This window comes from Agromyces fucosus (assembly GCF_004134865.1).
GTDB lineage: Bacteria > Actinomycetota > Actinomycetes > Actinomycetales > Microbacteriaceae > Agromyces > Agromyces fucosus.
In genome coordinates this window covers 354,818-371,282 of sequence record NZ_SDPO01000004.1, presented here as the reverse complement: position 1 = coordinate 371,282, position 16,465 = coordinate 354,818, and the positions used below count along the sequence as shown (strand labels likewise).

Sequence of the window (16,465 nt, the reverse complement as noted above, 5' to 3'; positions counted from 1 at the left end):
ACACCATGCGGCTTGCCGTCGGTCGTCGGCCTCGGCACAGTGGTGGCGCGCGACCAGCGACAGGAGACTGAACGACATGACTTCCAGCCGAGTCCCCGCCGCAGGCTCGCTCCTCGAGGAGGAGGCCCTGCGGTTCATCCGCGACCTCATCCGCATCGAGAGCGTCAACACCGGCCGTCCCGACGCCATCGGCGATGGTGAGACCCGCGCCGCCCGGTACGTGCAGGCCGCGCTCGAGGAGGTCGGGTACGAGACGACCCTGCTCGAGTCCCGGCCGGGCCGGGGGAGCGTCGTCGCCCGCCTCGCGGGACGCGATCCGTCCCGCGGGGCGCTCGTCGTGCACGCGCATCTCGACGTCGTCCCCGTCGAGGGGCAGGACTGGACGCATCCGCCCTTCGGGGCCGAGATCGAGGACGGCGTGCTCTACGGGCGCGGCGCCGTCGACATGAAGAACTTCGCCGGCGTCATCCTCGCGGCCGCGCGAGCGTTCAAGCGCGACGCCGAGGTGCCAGAGCGGGACCTGGTCTTCGCGTTCTTCGCCGATGAGGAGGCCGGGGGCGTGTGGGGCGCGAAGTGGCTCGTCGAGCACCACCCCGAGTTGTTCGAGGGAGCCACCGAGGCGCTCAGCGAGGTCGGCGGGTTCTCCGTGCCGCTCGCGCCCGGGCGCCGCGCCTACCTCATTGCGACCGCCGAGAAGGGCGTCGCATGGGCCCGGTTGCGCACGCGCGGCCGCCCAGGCCACGGCTCGCGGCCGACGGCGGACAACGCCGTCGTGCGCCTCGCCCGCGCCGTCGCGGCGGTCGGCGAGCACCGCTTCCCGGTGACGCGCACCCCCGCCCTCGACGCGTTCCTCGAGCGGTTCGGAGCGGCGCGCGGCGTCGAGTTCACGGATGCCGCGCTCGAGACGCAGCTCGACGAGCTCGGGTTCGTCGGCGGCATCGTCGGCGCGACCCTGCGCGACACCGCGTCGCCGACCGTGCTCGAGGCCGGATCGAAGACCAACGTCATCCCCGCCGTGGCGACCGCCGCGCTCGACCTCCGGATCCTGCCCGGACACGAGGACACGTTCCGCGCCGACCTGCAGCGCCTCGTGGGCGACGACGTCGAGCTCGAGGTGGGGCGATGGATCCCGCCCATCGCCGCGCCACTCGATTCCCCGCTCCTCGGGATCGCCCAGCATGCGATCGCCGCCGAGGACGACCACGGCGTCGTCGTGCCCTACCTGCTGCCTGCGAGCACCGACAACAAGCACCTCGCCCGCCTCGGCATCGCCGGCTACGGCTTCGTGCCGCTGCGGGTGCCCGACGACTTCGACGTGTTCTCGCAGTTCCACACGGCTGACGAGCACATCCCGGTCGACGCCCTGTACTTCTCCGCGCGCGTCACGTGGCGACTTCTCCGCGAGGCGTGACGCAGCAGGGCGCGGTCACGCGGCGACATCCGCGGGGCATCCGATCGCGTTCGACGGCCCATTCGTGACACCCGGATACGCCGCGTGAAGGCCCGTTTCGCTCGCTTACCCTGCGCGTCCGATGCGATCCCGGCATGGGCCGAAGGGGGTTAGCGTCCCATCCATGCCGAACATCTCCATCGTCGCCGTCTCCGGAAGCCTGCACTCGCCGTCGAAGACCACCGTGCTCGCCCGCGAGATCCTCGAGGGTTTCGCCACCGCCCTGCGTTCGGGTCAGGGCGATGACCTCGAGGTCGATACGCACCTCATCGAGCTCTCCGACATCGGCCGCGAGTTCTCGGGAGCGCTGAGCCGCTCCGACCTGAGCCCGATCGCCGAGGAGGCGCTGCGCCGCATCGAGTCGGCCACGCTCCTCGTCGTCGCCAGCCCGGTGTACCGGGCCTCGTTCACGGGCCTGTTCAAGCACGTGTTCGACTTCGTCGGGCAGTACGCGCTCATCGACAAGCCGGTGCTGCTCGCGGCGACGGGAGGCAGCGACCGGCATGCGCTCATCATCGAGCACCAGTTCCGGCCGCTGTTCTCGTTCTTCCAGGCGATCACCCTGCCGATCGGCGTGTACGCCAGCGACACCGACTTCGTCGACTACCGCATCGATTCGCAGGCGCTGCGCGACCGCATCGAGCAAGCCATCAGCCGCGGTCTCCCGGTCGTTCGGAGCACGGTGCTGCCGGTGTCGGAGTACGTCGCGACCTGGTAGCCGTAGGGGAGTCGACCCAGCGGTTCCTCTGAAGTGGTCGAGCGGTCTCGAACCGTGACGTAAACTGGTCGAACCACCGCAGATGACTCGATCATCCGGTGGATGACTGCCGCAAGGCAGTCGGTGACGCGGGGTGGAGCAGTTCGGTAGCTCGCTGGGCTCATAACCCAGAGGTCGTAGGTTCAAATCCTGCCCCCGCAACCAAGGTGTTCGTCAGAACCCACGAAGAAATCCCGGTCTCGAATGAGGCCGGGATTTCTGCGTTCACGGTGACGAGTCGTCGCTTTCGGCCAGATGCACGTCAGCTGCCGCTCAGCGGTGCGGTAAGCGGCGCGGCCGACCGTTGACTGCACGAACGTGCACCCTGTTGGGCGGACAGCGGCCCCCTGACTCGTCGACCGGCCGATCGAGCTCGGTTTCCTGGGAGGATGTGCGATTGCTGTTGGTTGTTTACGGCGTATGCTTATGCTGTAAACACGGCTCGGAAATGGAGGGGCGATGCGTGAGAAGCTGACGAAAGATCGAGTGATCGACGCCGCCATCGCGATCGCCGATGACGGCGGCCTTGAAGCGATCAGCATGCGCCGGGTCGGCGAGCAGCTCGCGGTCGAGGCGATGGCCCTCTATCGCCACGTGAGCAACAAGGACGAGCTTGTGAACTCGATGGTCGAGCGGGTGGCCGCCCGGTTCAGCGTTCCGCCGACGGAAACGGGCTGGAAAGGCGCGCTGCGAGCGAGCGGGATCGCCGCATACGAGGTACTGAAGGAACACCCGTGGGCGTCAGCCCCCCTCGCTTCGCGCGGACATGTCGGCCCGGAGCGGCTGCGCTACGTCGATGCCGTGCTGGACCGCCTCCGCGAAGGAGGGCTCTCCGTGCAGCTGGCGCACTATGCGTTGCATGCCTACGACGGTCACGTCATGGGCTCGATGCACCGGCAAGCCCGAAATGACGGCGAGGCGGACGCAGGTGTCGAGGTGGCAGCCCTTCGCGCCGGCGAGCTGTCGGCGCAGTACCCCCGCATCGCGGAATCGATGACCGAAGCAGTTCACGACGAAGACGCCGAGTTCGAGCTCATCCTCGATCTCATCCTCGACGGCTTCGATCGCCTCGCCCAGGCCGGACCGTCGAGGCCCTAGCCGGAGCGTCACCCCTCCAGGTTCCGCGTGCCCTGTCGCCCCAGGCACACACGCCCGGCCTCGTCGTGCGCCCGCGCCGACGAGACGGCAATTCCATGCACGTTCAGAAAGAGGACAATGATGACCTTCGACTTACCCCCCAAGCGTCAGTGGGCGCTCCTGAGCCTTGCGATCGCACTCGTGCTCCTCGGCGGCGCCCTCGGCGCCCTCGTCCAGACAGCGTTCGGCGCTGTCAGCGTCCGCGACATCACGATCGCCGGCGAACGCGGCGAGATGATCGCCGGCAAGCTCTACATCCCAGACTCCGCAACGGCGGAGACACCCGCGCCGGGAATCCTCGCGATCCACGGCGCGAACAACTCCAGCGAGATGCAGGATGCCTACGCGATCGAGCTGTCCCGACGCGGATATGTCGTGCTCGCGCCCGACCAGTACGGCCACGGTGGATCCGACGGACATCAGGAGTCCGGCTGGATCGGCGCGGCAGCCCTGCGCTATCTGCACGAGCTTCCGATGATCGATCCGGACAACGTCGGCATCGGCGGGCACTCCCGCGGCGGCGCCGAAGCCTACGTCGCCGCCGCGACCGAACCCGACCTGTACCGGTCGATCGTGTTCGAAGCCTCGGGCCCGGTCCCGTACGCGCTGCCCGACCCCGAGGACCCGCCGACCCTCAAGAACGCGCTGTTCATCATGTCGTCGTTGGAGGAGTTCGCCGAACCGGTCTGGGGCGAAGCCGTACCCGCGAACGTGCCCGACGGTGACATCGCGATGGCCCAGGTCGGCACCGACCAGCCCGTCGTCCTCGACGAGGTCTACGGTGACGTCGCCGACGGTTCCGCTCGGAAGATGGTCCTCGTCGCCGGCAACCACCCGTTCATGACCTTCAGCTTCGATGCGGTCCAGAATGCCGTGGACTGGTACGGCCAGACCCTCGACGGGGGCGCGGCGCTGAACGGGCAGGTATGGATCTGGAAGGAGATCGGGGGAGGCCTCGCGCTCATCGGCGGCTTCCTCGCCGTGTTCGCCGTGGGCGGCCTGCTCTGGGGTTCGCCGGCGTTCGCCGCTGCGCGTCGACTGGTTCCCCCCGCTCGCGGCGAGCGCTTCGGGTGGCCGTGGCTCATCGCGGCGGCGATCACCGGCGTCGTCCCGGTCGTGACGTTCTGGCCGTTCCAGGAACTCGGCAACATCGGCCTGGCGGGCCTGCCGTTCTGGCCGCAGACGTGGGCCAACGGCATCCTCGCCTGGGCCGTTCTGAACGGCGCGATCTCGCTGGTGCTCATCGCGACCTGGTACGTCCGCTCCAAGCGGCGCGGCCGCGTCTCGGTGCACGACCTCGGCCTGACGGCGAGCGGAGGCTTCAGCTGGGCGGTCGTCGGCAGGTCAGCGGCCGTCGCGCTGCTCGCAGTGGGGTCCGCGTACCTGCTGCTCGTGCTCTCCGACTGGCTCTTCAAGACGGACTTCCGCTTCTACACGGTGGCGCTGGCGATCATCGACGGGCGGCACTGGGCGATCTTCCTTGCCTACCTGCTCCCGTTCGTCGCGTACCTCCTCGTGCTCAACGTCGGACTGAGCTCGCAATTGCGATGGACCGGGGCGAAGCTCACGCCGGCGCGGCAGATGATCGCATTCTCACTCGTCCTGGCTGCTCCACTGCTCGTCGGCTTCCTCATCGACTACCTGCCGATGCTCACCGGGGGCACGATGCCGGTGAACGAGCCCCTCAAGTCGCAGTTCGTGCTGATCGGATACCAGTTCCTGATCATGCTCCCGCTCGCCGCTTGCCTGGCCGTGTACTTCTACAAGGCTTCAGGCTCGGTCTACACGGGAGCATTCACGGCCGCCCTCCTGATCGTGTGGAACATCACCACGACGACCACGATTCACGCTGACGACGGCGGTGAGTGGGGCGCGGGCGCCATCATCGCGAGGATCGTGGTGCCCATGCTCATCGGCATCGGATTGATCGTGCTGGCCGTCTTCCTCGCTCGAAGAGGACGTGGCGCCCCGGAGGAACCCGAGAGCACCACAGGTGAAGAAGCGCGCGAAGTCCGCGTCTGAGCACCTGACGAATTCCGCAGCAGGAGGCGCCGGTCCACGACGCCGCTGCGGAACAGGAGGGGGCGTCCGCCCGAGATCGGGCGCTCCCTCCGCCCTCTGCCCCGACCACATGAAGGGGTGCGGCGAACAGCACGGCCGGGATCCGGACACTCGGTACGGTTGATGCATGACAGTCGTTGACCGTGACATGGTGCTGATCGAGGGCGGATCGTTCCGTATGGGGTCCGACGAGTTCTACCCCGACGAGCGCCCCGTTCACGAGCGTCGGGTCGACCCGTTCTGGATCGACCGGCACGAGGTCACGAACGAGCAGTTCGCCGAGTTCGTCGAGGCGACGGGCTACGTGACCGTCGCGGAGCGCGAGTTGGACCCGGGAGCGTTCCCCGACGCGGATCCGGCCGATCTCGTTCCCGGAGCGATGGTGTTCACACCGACGAGCGGCCCAGTCGACCTCCGCGATTGGCGAGGGTGGTGGCGTTGGCAGCCCGGTGCGTACTGGCGGAGCCCCTTCGGCCCGGGGTCCTCGATCGACGAGCGCATGCGGCATCCGGCCGTCCATGTCTCCTTCGAGGACGCGACGTCGTACGCGGAATGGGCGGGGCTCCGGCTGCCCACCGAGGCCGAGCACGAGTTCGCGTCGCGCGGCGGCATCGATGGTGCGCCGTTCGCGTGGGGCGAGGAACCCTACCCGGGCGGCGTCGCGCAGGCGAACTCCTGGCTGGGCCGGTTTCCCTACGACAACCAGGGAGTGGGCGGAACGGCCGAGGTCGGCACGTACCCCGCGAACGGCTTCGGGTTGTTCGACATGATCGGCAACGTCTGGGAGTGGACGAGCGACTTCTACACGCCTCGCCATGTGCGATTGTCGGATGCACCGGTCGACGCCGGGAAGCGTGCGAACCTGCTCGCTCGCGCCAGCGCAGACGAGGCGTTCCCCGCGACGGCACGGCGGGTCCTCAAGGGCGGGTCCTTCCTGTGCTCGCCGGAGTACTGCCTGCGCTTCCGGCCGGCGGCGAGGTCGCCGCAATCGGAGGACACCGGGATGTCGCACATCGGATTCCGCTGCGCGAAGGACGCATAGCCGGCACCCGATCGGCCCGAGGCACGTGACGTCGCCGCATCGGCTCTGCTACCGTCCGAACGGAAGCCGAATCCAAGTGGGGGAGACGAAGAGATGGCCGAGAAGCCGAACATCATCCTGTTCATGTCGGACGACGTCGGGTGGGGCGACCTGGGATGCTACGGCGGCGGTGAGAACCGCGGTGCGCCCACGCCGAACCTCGATCGGCTCGCGGCCGAAGGCCTGCAGTTCATGTCGTTCTACGGGCAGCCGAGCTGCACCCCCGGGCGCGCCGCAGCCCTGACCGGTCGGCTTCCGATCCGCAGCGGCATGACGACGGTCGCCTTCCCCGGGCAGGGCGGCGGTCTGCCCGCAGGGGAGTGGACCCTCGCGAGCGTCCTCAAGAAGGCCGACTACGACACGTGCCACATCGGGAAGTGGCACCTCGGCGAGGACCCCTCCGCGATGCCGACGGCCCACGGCTTCGACGAGATGTACAACACGACGCTGTACCACCTGAACGCGTACACGTACACCGACAAGACCTTCAACCCCGACTTCCCGTTCGACGACGAGGCGACCATGAAGATGTGGGGCAACGTCACCGGGGCGATCGAGGGCAAGGCCGGCGAGGAGGCGCGCGAGGTCGAGAAGATCGACGCCTCGAACATCCCCTTCATCGACGAGAAGTCGACGAACCACGCGCTCGACTATCTCGACGACCACGCGAACGGCGAGAACCGGTTCTTCCTCTACCTGAACACCGCGAAACTGCATCAGCCGAACCTGCCGCACCCCGACTTCGAAGGTGCCTCGCTCGCCAAGTCGAAGTACCTGGACTCCCTCGTCGAGCTCGACCATCGGGTGGGTCAGGTCGTCGACAAGGTGCGAGAGCTCGGCATCGCCGAGAACACGCTCATCGTCTGGACGACCGACAACGGCGCGTGGCAAGACGTCTACCCCGACTGCGGGTACACCCCCTACCGCGGCACGAAGGGCACCGACTACGAGGGTGGGAGTCGGGTTCCCGCGATCGCGTGGTGGCCAGGCACGATCGAGGCCGGACGACGCAACTCCGAGATCGTCGGATCGCTCGACCTCATGGCCACCTTCGCGAACCTCGCCGGTGTGGACCTGCCGACCGACGACCGCGAGGGCGAGCCCACCATCTTCGACAGCTGCGACCAGTCCGCCCTCCTTCGGGGCGACGGGCCGTCCACCCGCGACCACTGGCTCTACATGACCGAGACCGAGATGGTCCCCGGAGCCATTCGCGTCGGCAAGTGGAAGGCGGTGTGGAACATCCGCGACGGCTGGCGTGGCCCCGCCTCGTACACGGCGATCGTCCCGGAACTGTTCGACCTCTGGCAGGACCCGCAGGAGCGCTACGACATCTTCATGACGAGTTATGCGGAGAAGACCTGGCAGGCGCCGCAGATGGCCGCACGTCTCCTCAGCGTGCTGCCGACCTACACGAAGTACCCCAATCGCCCGATCCAGTCCGCGGGAATCAGTTACGCCATGTTCGAGATCGAGGACGCGCAGGTGCAGGAGCAGCTCGCGAAGATGCTCCACGGCTTGTCATCGGCCGGATGAACGCGAACCACGGCTCCGTTCGCGACGAGGCCGCAGCTCAGCCGATCGCCTCGTGGATCGCGCGAAGGGCGTCTTCGAGGCTGCCATAGGTCCGGACGACTCCGAGCCGTGGGCGCATCCACATCATCTCGTACACGCCGTCGAGGTCTTGGAGGTAGCCGATGATCCGGAGGTCGCCGTCTTCGAAGCGGCCGTCGCAGACACGCCACATCGTCTCGCTCAACGGGGTGAGGTCCACCTTCTCGGTGCTGCCTGCTGCTCGAAGCATCCGTACCCTCCCGTCTTGGGCGAAGGGTCGCACGCTCCCGGCGCTTGGGGGAACCCGAGCCGGGCGTGCGCGTCGATCTCGCGGTACCGCGTGCGACCCTTCTGTCGGCTCTCGGAACACCGACTCATTCGATTATCGGGAGCCGATCGACAGTGCAACAGGGACTTGACAAACCCATCGAAGAACGCCCAGAACGTCGTCCCGTGCGGGCGCCCGATCGCCTCTGGCGCGCGCGTGCCCGTCGTGCTTGACTGACCGAGGACGTTCCATGGTGCACATCGGAGAACTGGCGGTCGCGCATGTCGGAATCGGAAACCCATCTCGACGACGGACCGATCGTCGTGGGCGTCAAGCCCGGCATCCCCTTGCGGATCATCGAGACCGCGGAACGCACCGCGGCGTCGTTCGGGTGCGAGGTCGTGTTCGCCTACGTCGAGCTCAACAGCGCCCTCGTCGAGCTCGACGACACGGAGCTGCGCACCCGGGAGTCGCTCGATCCCAAGATGGACGACGAAATGGCGGGCGTCGCCGCAGAAGTCGGCGACATGCTCGAGGGGGCCCTCGCCGGCAGCGAGGTCTCCTGGTCGTTCCGAGTGCTCGCCGGCGATCCGGCGAGCGCGTTGTCGCGACTCGCCGCTGATCTCTCCTCGAGGATGCTCGTGGTCGGCACGCGTCGGCACGGGGGCCTCCACCGCGTCGAGGAGTTCTTCGCGGGCTCGGTCGCGAAGTCGCTCGCGATGGGCCAGGACCGCCCGGTGCTGCTCGTGCCGTTGAGCCGCATCGACCACTGAGTCGCGGCACTCAGGTGGCTCACGCCGCAGGCTCACGCCGCAGGCCCGAGCCGCCGGCCCCAGCCGCGACGAAGGGATCCCGGCCTCATGCGAGGCCGGGATCCCTTCGGTCGTCAGGTCGTTCGACCCACGCGGGGCGCTATGCGGACTGCAGCGCCTTCGCCTTGAGCGACTCGAACTCGGCCTGCGTGATCGCGCCGCTGTCGAGGAGCTGCTTGCCCTTCTCGATCTCCGCCGCCGTCGACGACGAGGAGGAAGAGCCTGCGACGCTCCGGATGTAGTCCGCACTCGCCGCCTGCGACTCCGCCACCCGGGCGGCATTGCGCTCCGCCATGCCGCGACCGCGCGCGATCAGGTAGATGAACGCCGCGAGGAAGGGCACGAACACCAGGAACAGGACCCAGAGAGCCTTCCCCCAGCCGTTCAGCGAGTGATCCCGGAAGATGTCGACGATCACCGTGATGAAGACCCAGATGCACGCGATGACCACGTAGAACCAGAAGAGCCAGATGATGAAGTCCCAGAAGCTGTTCATTGCCGACGGCCTTTCGTTTCGTCTGCCGCAGTTTCACTGCGGCTTCCGCGAGGCTATGGCTTCGGTCTCACGGGCGCATCATTCGAATCGGATGATTCGCCACGATGCGTTCTCGCAAGCCGCAAGGGGTGCCGGGAACTGCTCGAGGGCGTACCCTCAGCGCATGGGAACGTTGTACTACGGCGACTCCGGCACCCCTATCGGCATCGAAGATCGCACGCTCGCACACCTCAAGGTCGCGGTGATCACGAAACTCCGTCGTGGCGAGAGCTTCACCCTCTCGTGGCAGCACACCGAGGATCAGCCGCGCGGGCGGAGCACCATCTGGCTGCATCCCGCCGTCTCGCTGCGCTTCGTCTTCGACGAACCCGAGCAGCCCGAACTCAACCGGCGCTGGATCGAGGAGCTCATGCGTTCCGCGAACAGCACCGGCGGGGTCCAACTCGTCGCCGAGGAGCTCGACACCACCCCGATCGAGACGATCCCGGAGCAACCGGTGCGCGTCGGCGTGGACGTCCAGCCCGTGGAGGACGGCGACTGACGGATCCCACGGCCCTCGAGAGACCGGCGGATCAGCCCTCGTCGACGTCTCCGCGTCGGCCGGACTTCCCGCCGAGCCATCCGCGCCGGCGGAATGCGACGTAGAACACGATGTCGAGCGCGAGCAGCGCGATGCCCACGGCGACCCAGCCGTACTCCCACTTGATGAGCGGCAGGTTCTTGAAGTTCATGCCGTACAGGCCCGCGGCGACGGTCGGAATCGCGAGCAGCGCCGCGAACGCCGAGATGGTGCGCATGTCCTGGTTCTGACGCGCGGCGACGTTGCTCTCGTGGCTGGAGACGACGGCGTCGAGTGCCTCGTGCTGGGCGGACGCGAGGCTCGCCACACCCTCTGCGGCATGCTCGAGGTGCAGGAGACTCGGTTGGAGCGCCGGCTCGTCCGCGGCGAGCGCCTCGAGTTCCGACGTGCCCGCTCGAAGCGCCGCCGCGAGACCCGACGCGGCCCGATCGATCCTGCCGATGCGTTGCCGCAGCCGGTAGATGCGGCGGTAGTCCTCGCGCACTCGGCTGTCGAAGACCTCGGCCTCGACCTCGTCGAGATCCTGCTCGACCTCGGCACCGAGTTGGACGAAGTCGCGGACGACGGCGTCGAGGATGCGGTAGACGGCGGACAGCGGCGACGAGACCGCGTTCAGCGCGGGCGCATCGGGTTCGTCGGGTTCGTCGAGCACTGCCCCGATGTCGCGGATGTCCTCGTCGGGCCCGCGCTGCACGACGAGGAGTTCGTCGCCGTGCAGCACCATCGCGATGTCCGTGACGGCACGCGTGGATCCGTCGGCCGTCGGGTTGAGATCCCAGACGGTGAGGTACAGGTGACCGTCGAAGGTCTCGAACTTCGGATGCTGGCGTCCCTCGAGGAGGTCGGTCACGACGAGCGGGTGCAGCCCGAAACGGCGCCGCGCACGCTCCAGATCGTCCCGGCCCGGATTCACGAGGAGGACGGGCCGGAACTCGGGAGGCACGGCGTCCGCCAGGGGCCGTCCCAGGTCGAGGTCGTGGCTCACACGCTGTTGCGACCCGCGACCATCCGGATGATCCATCCGATCACGGCGATCGCGAGGAGGACCAACCCGACCCAGAGGAGGAAGTTGAGGGATTGCACGAGGCCACCGGTGATCGCCAGGATCACGGCGACGACGACGACGATGATCAGCAGGATGTTCATGGGAGACTCCCTTCGCCGGCCCCGGTCTGGGTGGGAGCGGGGCCATTCAGTGACGTAACAGTAGGCCGTCGGAATATTCGCCGTCGAGGGCTTGACAGGCGCGCCGCCCGCTCGGCGAGGATCTCGCTAGGCGAGGATCTTCTGCACCGTCGTGCGCAGCTCCTCGCTGGTGTGGATCTCCTGGTCGAGGTTCGCCTGGAGGAGGCCGACCACCTCCGAGAGCCCCATGCTCTCGGCCGGAAGGATGAGCGACTCGTAGGCCGCGATCTCGTAGTGCTCGTTGCCGAGGGCGCAGGAGACGGCGACCTGATCACGCAGTTTGGCAGCGCTGCGCTCCAGCGTCGACGCCGCCTGCTTCGAGATGCCCTTCGTGCTCGGCGAGGGGGCCGTCGAGGACTTCAGGTCGGCGGCCGCGAACGCCTTCTGCAGATTGGCCAGTTGCTCCCTGGTCTCGTCGGCGTGGTGGCGGAACAGCTTCTTCACCTCTGCGCTCTTCGCAGCCTTCGTCAGCTCCTCGAGCGCGGCCAACGAGTCGTTCTCCATCGTCAGCGCCGTTCGCAGCTGGAAGTGAAACAGCTCCGTCGGCGTGTCGAGCGTCTGCTGGACCATTCGATCCTCCTTCACGTGTGGGCCGTCCATCTGGCGATGGGGCCGCTCCGGTCGTGTCCCGACCATGTTGGTCCAACGGCGTCGAGGGGGTGAAGGGGGTTGCCTCGATGGTGCTGCATATGCATCACCGGCTGGCTCCCGGCTCCTCGGCAGCCGAGTCCGCCGCGATGGAGTGCTCCTCGCCGAAATGTCAATCCCTTTCTGCGGAGTGCGGCCCCGCGTAGCTTCGAGATGCCGGCCCCGATGGCGTGGCCGGCCTGAACGAGGAGCACACCGATGAGAGACCCCGACCCTACGGAGTCGAACACGGACGACGAGCTCGACCGGGGGGTCGAAGCGGCGGAGCAGCATCAACAGGCTGAAGAGCACGCCGATCCCCACGAGCAGGTCGTCATCCGCGACCCCGAGACGGGTCGCACGAGCGAGGAGCCGGCACAATGAGTTCCGTACTCGATGAACCGACGCGCGACGAGCGCGCCTTCCGGTCGACCGGACTACCACCGATCGGACTGTGGTGGCCGATGCTCGAGCGCCCGCTCCGACGGGAGGTGCTGGAGAACGTCGATGCACCGCTGCGTGCCGTCGTCGTTCGCCGCATCTTCGAACTCTGCGAGCTCGACCCCGGCCGGGCGCCACGCCTCGGCGTCCGACTCGGCGACAATGAGCGCGCCTACATCGCCGGATGGATGCACTCGGTCGACTGGACCTGACACCTGATCGACCGGACCTGACGTCGTGGGCCTGACGCGTTCGTCGGAACCTGAGGGCCGCGTCAGGTGATCGCGGGCGGCCTCACTCGTCGGGGTGGGTTTCGCCCCGGTCGAAGCGATCACCGCCGTCGACGCTCGCAGCGAGTTCCGCTGCGACGCGGTCGAGTTCGCCCGCGGGAACGGTGAGCTGCGCGTCGCTGAGGCGTTGCGCGAGGGCCTGCCGGATGTCGTCGATGGAGTGGCGGCCGAGATCCGCGCGTGTCTGCGCGATGATGCCCTCCCACTTCGCACGGGTCGACGCATCGTTCTGGTCCATGATGGGTGCGTCCTGCACGCCGTCCGGGGCGGCGTCACTCCAGGCGTTGCCCCGCGAGTCCGGTTCGGAGTGCATTCCGGTGTCATTCGTCATGAGGCCACGCTGCCCTGACGGGCGGTGGGAGGGAAGGGGCTTGACATGAGTCCCGCGACCTCGGCGAACGGCATGGAGAGCGGAGTCGGCGCCCGGCGCTCCCGCCCGTCGCATCCTTCGCGATACAGCCCGCGCAGCCCGATCGCGCCCGAGTCGCGGTGACGCTCCCGTTGGCGCGCGGCACCGGTGCCCTCGAGGCGAATCCGCTCGAGTCCGTCGATCACGAGCTCGAGGTCTCCGGATGCCTCGAGCGAGGGGCGGATCCACTCGACGAGGCCGTCGGCCAGGGCCCACACGGTGCTCATCGTGCCGGAGAGCGGGTCGGGGAGCCGTGCGTCCGCCCCGCGGCGCCCGGCTTCCCAGAGCGCCGCGTCGACCAGTTCGGCCGGCGCGCAGGAGCCGGCGGCCCCCTGCGCGGAGGTGTCGACGATGGCACGGGTCAGGGCGGCTGCCATCACCGAGTCGTCGACCGAGAGCTGCGCGTCGAACACCCGCACCTCGACGGTCGGGAAACGCTCCGAGAGCCGGGCCGCCCATGCGATCGATCCCAGGTCGATGAGCGCTCCCATGTCCACCAGAAGCTGCGTGCGACGGCGATAGTCCGCGGCGTCGTCGAACACCGGCGGGCACCCGGCCGTCGGCATCCGTCGGAGGATGACGTTGCGCCAGCTCTCGAAGCCCGTGTCGCGGCCGTGCCAGAACGGTGAATCGCCGGTGATCGCGAGGAGGAACGGCAGCCAGTCGCGGGTGCCGTTCAACGCTCGGACTCGAGCATCCGGGTCGACGACCTCGACATGGACGTGCAGGCCGTTGACCTGGTGGTCGACGAGCATCTCGCCGAACTCGCTCGCGATGTGCTGGTACCGTTCGGTCGGCACGATCGCCGCGGCGCCGTCGACGTCAAACGGCGTGCCGCCGGCGAGGGGGATGACCGCGAGTTCGCGTGCCGCGTCACCGAGCGCCGTGCGGAACGCGAGGAGTTCCGTTCCGGCGGCCGCGACACCGGTCTGGATCGTCGTCGCGTACTCGAGTTGCGCCGCGAGGAACTCGCCGCCGATCTGCGGTGCCAGCTCCTCACGTACGGAGAGCCGGTCCCTGATCTCACCCGCCAGGGACACCGGGACGAGGCGGTGCGGGTCCACCAGCATGAACTCCTCTTCGACTCCGAATCGCAGCATGGCCGTGTCCCTTTCGCCGGGTGAGTCGAGTGTGACCGCGAACGACGGCGTGCTGGAAGGGGTTGACGGGTCCCCGGCCCGGTGTTAGCCGCTCGGCGCGGAGATCGGCGTCCCCTTCACGGCTCCTCTCAACCCGCCGACGCCCCGTTCCCCCGGAGCGATTGATCCGGGCCTGGGGCCCGATCCTCCGACCTGCTGGAGGCCGGGTCCGAACCGGCGAGCACCTCGTCCAGCAGGCGGAACGCGTTCTCGACGGTGGCGTCGACGACGTCTGCCGGATCGCCCGCGAAGCGGAACTCCTCGACGACGGTGCGGTCGCCGACGGATGCCGCGATGAAGACCGTTCCCGGCGGGTTGCCCTCCACGGGGTCGGGGCCTCCCGCACCGGTCGCGGAGACGGCGATGCCGGCACCGAGGAGCCGGCGGACTCCCACAGCCATCTCGACTGCGCACTTCGCGGTCACCACCGGCCCAGGAGTGACGCCGAGTACGTCGAACTTGACTCGGGAACTGTAGGCGACGAGGCCGCCAGCGAACCAGTCGGATGCGTCGCCGGTCGCCGCCAGCGCCGCATCGATCGCACCGCCGGTCAGCGATTCGGCGACGGCGACCGTCGATGCCGACGACATCGCCCGGTCGCCGATGCGCTTCGCGAGCACCTCGATCCGCTCATCGTGCGGCGTCTGCGCGGCACCGGTCTCGTCGCTCACGGCATCCCCTGTTCGCCCTCGTCGAAGTTCGTCCCTCGCCCGTTCGCGCGCGGACGGGCGTCGGTCGATCCCACGCTAGAGCGCGCCCGGCCCGACGAAGAAGGGGTTGACTTCGAGGGTGCGCGGGCGGGCTGTCAACCCCCTATCGACTCGGGCCGATCGTTCATACGGTGAAGGTCACCGAGAACAGCAACAACGAAATCCCTACGACGATTGGAGGACGACCATGTCGCGATCCGAATCACTGATCGACCCGACCACGAAGCATCCCGCCGGCCCCTTTCCACGCCAGCAGCAGGACCCGCCCGGCCGCACCGAGGAGATGGCCCCGACGCCCGATCACGGGGAGGAGAGCTATCGCGGCGCGAACCGGCTGGTGGGGCGCAAGGCGCTGATCACCGGCGGCGACTCCGGCATCGGGAGGGCGGTCGCGATCGCGTTCGCCCGTGAGGGCGCCGACGTGGCGATCTCGTATCTGGAGAGCGAGGCGAGCGATGCCGAGGAGACGGCACGCTGGATCGAGGACGCCGGCCGCATGCCGCTCCTGCTCCCAGGCGATCTGCGGTCCGAAGCGCATTGCGAGCAGCTGATCGAGCGAGTGCGGTCGACCTTCGGCGGCCTCGACCTGCTCGTGCTGAACGCGGCGCACCAGCGCGACCGGGGCGGCATCGACGAGATCCCCACCGACGACTTCGAGACCGTCATGCGGGTGAACCTGTTCGCACCGGTCTTCCTGGCACGCGCAGCGGTGCCCCAGATGCAAGCCGGGGCGAGCATCATCACGACGACCTCGATCCAGGGGTTCGATCCCTCGTCCCGCCTCGTCGACTACGCGATGACGAAGGCCGCGCTGGTCGCGTTCACGAAGGCACTGGCCGAGGAGCTCGGGCCCCGAGGCATCCGCGTGAACGCCGTGGCGCCGGGCCCGATCTGGACTCCGCTGATCCCGGCGACCGGATGGCCCGACAAGCTGCCCGACTTCGGTCGCGACACGCCGCTCGGCCGGGCCGGCCAACCTGCGGAACTCGCGGGAGCGTACGTCTACCTCGCTTCGGAGGATGCGTCGTACGTCTCGGGCGCGATCGTGCCGGTCACGGGCGGACGCCCGCTGTAGAGCCCCGAACGGAGGTGGGACGCGGGGCGCGCGCGAGTCGTATCATTCGAGCATGGGCAAGCTCATCTACAGCACGTCCCTGCGCGAGTTCGACATCGACGACCGCGCCCTCGCCCACCTCCGCGTCGCGATCCTGACCAAGCTGCGCCGCTCCGAAAGCTTCGCGTTCACCTGGGAGCACGGGATCGAGCGCGGCAGCGGGCGAACGACGATGTGGATGAACCAGTCCATCCCCGTGCTGTTCGTCTTCAGCGGCAACCGGCCGCCGAAGCTCAACCGGATCTGGATCGAGGAGCTGATCCTCTCCGCCAGCAGCACCGCAGGGCTGCACCTCGTTCCGGAGCCCGAGGCGTCGGAGCCCTTCGAGCTCGACTGATCGCCCGACCGCCCGCC

20 protein-coding genes and 1 tRNA gene are annotated in these 16,465 nt (G+C 68.4%); 13 read left to right on the top strand and 8 right to left on the bottom strand.

Annotated features, from left to right (window positions below; genetic code table 11):
• The first annotated feature begins 76 nt into the window (after positions 1–76).
• The 7 genes from ESP57_RS17205 (at position 77) to ESP57_RS17175 (ending at position 8,022) form a co-directional block, all read left to right on the top strand.
• Positions 77–1,411: a M20/M25/M40 family metallo-hydrolase gene (locus tag ESP57_RS17205; protein WP_115962142.1), complete on the top strand. Its 1,335-nt coding sequence runs from the start codon at positions 77–79 to the stop codon at positions 1,409–1,411.
• A gap of 163 nt (positions 1,412–1,574) precedes the next feature.
• Positions 1,575–2,168: an FMN reductase gene (gene msuE, locus ESP57_RS17200; RefSeq protein WP_115962145.1), complete on the top strand. Its 594-nt coding sequence runs from the start codon at positions 1,575–1,577 to the stop codon at positions 2,166–2,168.
• A gap of 127 nt (positions 2,169–2,295) precedes the next feature.
• Positions 2,296–2,372 (top strand) — tRNA-Met (locus tag ESP57_RS17195).
• Positions 2,373–2,693: 321 nt separating this feature from the next.
• Positions 2,694–3,305: a TetR/AcrR family transcriptional regulator C-terminal domain-containing protein gene (locus ESP57_RS17190; protein ID WP_165877509.1), complete on the top strand. Its 612-nt coding sequence runs from the start codon at positions 2,694–2,696 to the stop codon at positions 3,303–3,305.
• 120 nt (positions 3,306–3,425) lie between these two features.
• Positions 3,426–5,366: an alpha/beta hydrolase family protein gene (locus ESP57_RS17185; RefSeq protein WP_165877508.1), complete on the top strand. Its 1,941-nt coding sequence runs from the start codon at positions 3,426–3,428 to the stop codon at positions 5,364–5,366.
• Between the two features lie 187 nt (positions 5,367–5,553).
• The gene (locus tag ESP57_RS17180) at positions 5,554–6,447 is read left to right on the top strand and encodes a formylglycine-generating enzyme family protein (RefSeq protein WP_082571624.1); all 894 of its coding nucleotides are present in this window, start codon (positions 5,554–5,556) and stop codon (positions 6,445–6,447) included.
• A gap of 93 nt (positions 6,448–6,540) precedes the next feature.
• Positions 6,541–8,022 (top strand): arylsulfatase, encoded by a 1,482-nt coding sequence (locus tag ESP57_RS17175; protein ID WP_129232362.1) that lies wholly within the window; start codon positions 6,541–6,543, stop codon positions 8,020–8,022.
• A 37-nt stretch (positions 8,023–8,059) separates the two neighbouring features.
• Here the strand turns inward: ESP57_RS17175 and ESP57_RS17170 are convergent, their stop codons facing one another.
• Positions 8,060–8,290, bottom strand: a complete 231-nt coding sequence (locus ESP57_RS17170; protein ID WP_056014350.1) for a hypothetical protein — start codon at positions 8,288–8,290, stop codon at positions 8,060–8,062.
• Between the two features lie 299 nt (positions 8,291–8,589).
• Here ESP57_RS17170 and ESP57_RS17165 point away from each other — a divergent pair, with 299 nt between their 5' ends.
• On the top strand, positions 8,590–9,081 hold the full coding sequence (locus tag ESP57_RS17165) for a universal stress protein (protein WP_129232361.1): 492 nt from the start codon (positions 8,590–8,592) through the stop codon (positions 9,079–9,081).
• Between the two features lie 139 nt (positions 9,082–9,220).
• Here ESP57_RS17165 and ESP57_RS17160 read toward each other — a convergent pair whose 3' ends face one another.
• Entirely contained in the window at positions 9,221–9,616 is a 396-nt protein-coding gene (locus ESP57_RS17160) for an SHOCT domain-containing protein (RefSeq protein ID WP_056014344.1), read from the bottom strand.
• Positions 9,617–9,779: 163 nt separating this feature from the next.
• Between ESP57_RS17160 and ESP57_RS17155 the strand changes: the two genes are divergently transcribed.
• Positions 9,780–10,157: a DUF7882 family protein gene (locus tag ESP57_RS17155; RefSeq protein ID WP_243648572.1), complete on the top strand. Its 378-nt coding sequence runs from the start codon at positions 9,780–9,782 to the stop codon at positions 10,155–10,157.
• A 31-nt stretch (positions 10,158–10,188) separates the two neighbouring features.
• Here the strand turns inward: ESP57_RS17155 and ESP57_RS17150 are convergent, their stop codons facing one another.
• From ESP57_RS17150 to ESP57_RS17145, 3 genes are all read right to left on the bottom strand, one after another.
• Positions 10,189–11,181: a magnesium transporter CorA family protein gene (locus ESP57_RS17150; protein WP_165877507.1), complete on the bottom strand. Its 993-nt coding sequence runs from the start codon at positions 11,179–11,181 to the stop codon at positions 10,189–10,191.
• Positions 11,178–11,342 (bottom strand): hypothetical protein, encoded by a 165-nt coding sequence (locus ESP57_RS18525; protein ID WP_165877506.1) that lies wholly within the window; start codon positions 11,340–11,342, stop codon positions 11,178–11,180. The genes ESP57_RS17150 and ESP57_RS18525 overlap by 4 nt, the downstream gene beginning before the upstream one ends.
• 126 nt (positions 11,343–11,468) lie before the next feature.
• On the bottom strand, positions 11,469–11,951 hold the full coding sequence (locus ESP57_RS17145; protein WP_129232359.1) for a YciE/YciF ferroxidase family protein: 483 nt from the start codon (positions 11,949–11,951) through the stop codon (positions 11,469–11,471).
• A gap of 276 nt (positions 11,952–12,227) precedes the next feature.
• On the opposite strand from ESP57_RS17145, the gene ESP57_RS18520 reads away from it, so the two are divergent.
• Together ESP57_RS18520 and ESP57_RS17140 are read left to right on the top strand one after the other, a co-directional pair.
• On the top strand, positions 12,228–12,392 hold the full coding sequence (locus tag ESP57_RS18520; RefSeq protein ID WP_157377152.1) for a hypothetical protein: 165 nt from the start codon (positions 12,228–12,230) through the stop codon (positions 12,390–12,392).
• The gene (locus ESP57_RS17140; RefSeq protein WP_056014335.1) at positions 12,389–12,661 is read left to right on the top strand and encodes a hypothetical protein; all 273 of its coding nucleotides are present in this window, start codon (positions 12,389–12,391) and stop codon (positions 12,659–12,661) included. Before ESP57_RS18520 ends, ESP57_RS17140 begins: the two co-directional genes overlap by 4 nt.
• 82 nt (positions 12,662–12,743) lie before the next feature.
• Here the strand turns inward: ESP57_RS17140 and ESP57_RS17135 are convergent, their stop codons facing one another.
• From ESP57_RS17135 to ESP57_RS17125, 3 genes are all read right to left on the bottom strand, one after another.
• A complete protein-coding gene (locus tag ESP57_RS17135) occupies positions 12,744–13,070 on the bottom strand; it encodes a hypothetical protein (RefSeq protein ID WP_129232358.1) in 327 nt (108 codons plus the stop codon).
• Positions 13,067–14,248, bottom strand: coding sequence for a carboxylate-amine ligase (locus ESP57_RS17130; RefSeq protein WP_115962169.1), 1,182 nt, complete (start codon positions 14,246–14,248; stop codon positions 13,067–13,069). Before ESP57_RS17130 ends, ESP57_RS17135 begins: the two co-directional genes overlap by 4 nt.
• Positions 14,249–14,376: 128 nt before the next feature.
• Positions 14,377–14,958 carry a CinA family protein gene (locus ESP57_RS17125; protein WP_243648571.1) on the bottom strand — a complete coding sequence of 194 codons (582 nt, stop codon included), beginning with the start codon at positions 14,956–14,958 and terminating at the stop codon, positions 14,377–14,379.
• Between the two features lie 226 nt (positions 14,959–15,184).
• On the opposite strand from ESP57_RS17125, the gene ESP57_RS17120 reads away from it, so the two are divergent.
• Both ESP57_RS17120 and ESP57_RS17115 read left to right on the top strand, forming a co-directional pair.
• Positions 15,185–16,072 (top strand): SDR family oxidoreductase, encoded by an 888-nt coding sequence (locus ESP57_RS17120; protein ID WP_056014325.1) that lies wholly within the window; start codon positions 15,185–15,187, stop codon positions 16,070–16,072.
• Between the two features lie 52 nt (positions 16,073–16,124).
• Positions 16,125–16,448 (top strand): DUF7882 family protein, encoded by a 324-nt coding sequence (locus ESP57_RS17115; protein WP_056014321.1) that lies wholly within the window; start codon positions 16,125–16,127, stop codon positions 16,446–16,448.
• Positions 16,449–16,465 lie beyond the last annotated feature (17 nt).

Excerpts from the sequence above, each read along its gene's own strand:
- ESP57_RS17205 (WP_115962142.1), top strand. The coding sequence starts at position 77 with ATGACTTCCAGCCGAGTCCCCGCCGCAGGCTCGCTCCTCGAGGAGGAG.
- msuE (WP_115962145.1), top strand. The coding sequence starts at position 1,575 with ATGCCGAACATCTCCATCGTCGCCGTCTCCGGAAGCCTGCACTCGCCG.
- ESP57_RS17185 (WP_165877508.1), top strand. The coding sequence starts at position 3,426 with ATGACCTTCGACTTACCCCCCAAGCGTCAGTGGGCGCTCCTGAGCCTT.
- ESP57_RS17180 (WP_082571624.1), top strand. The coding sequence starts at position 5,554 with ATGGTGCTGATCGAGGGCGGATCGTTCCGTATGGGGTCCGACGAGTTC.
- ESP57_RS17175 (WP_129232362.1), top strand. The coding sequence starts at position 6,541 with ATGGCCGAGAAGCCGAACATCATCCTGTTCATGTCGGACGACGTCGGG.
- ESP57_RS17170 (WP_056014350.1), bottom strand. The coding sequence starts at position 8,290 with ATGCTTCGAGCAGCAGGCAGCACCGAGAAGGTGGACCTCACCCCGTTG.
- ESP57_RS17165 (WP_129232361.1), top strand. The coding sequence starts at position 8,590 with ATGTCGGAATCGGAAACCCATCTCGACGACGGACCGATCGTCGTGGGC.
- ESP57_RS17160 (WP_056014344.1), bottom strand. The coding sequence starts at position 9,616 with ATGAACAGCTTCTGGGACTTCATCATCTGGCTCTTCTGGTTCTACGTG.
- ESP57_RS17155 (WP_243648572.1), top strand. The coding sequence starts at position 9,780 with ATGGGAACGTTGTACTACGGCGACTCCGGCACCCCTATCGGCATCGAA.
- ESP57_RS18525 (WP_165877506.1), bottom strand. The coding sequence starts at position 11,342 with ATGAACATCCTGCTGATCATCGTCGTCGTCGTCGCCGTGATCCTGGCG.
- ESP57_RS17145 (WP_129232359.1), bottom strand. The coding sequence starts at position 11,951 with ATGGTCCAGCAGACGCTCGACACGCCGACGGAGCTGTTTCACTTCCAG.
- ESP57_RS18520 (WP_157377152.1), top strand. The coding sequence starts at position 12,228 with ATGAGAGACCCCGACCCTACGGAGTCGAACACGGACGACGAGCTCGAC.
- ESP57_RS17140 (WP_056014335.1), top strand. The coding sequence starts at position 12,389 with ATGAGTTCCGTACTCGATGAACCGACGCGCGACGAGCGCGCCTTCCGG.
- ESP57_RS17135 (WP_129232358.1), bottom strand. The coding sequence starts at position 13,070 with ATGACGAATGACACCGGAATGCACTCCGAACCGGACTCGCGGGGCAAC.
- ESP57_RS17130 (WP_115962169.1), bottom strand. The coding sequence starts at position 14,248 with ATGCTGCGATTCGGAGTCGAAGAGGAGTTCATGCTGGTGGACCCGCAC.
- ESP57_RS17120 (WP_056014325.1), top strand. The coding sequence starts at position 15,185 with ATGTCGCGATCCGAATCACTGATCGACCCGACCACGAAGCATCCCGCC.
- ESP57_RS17115 (WP_056014321.1), top strand. The coding sequence starts at position 16,125 with ATGGGCAAGCTCATCTACAGCACGTCCCTGCGCGAGTTCGACATCGAC.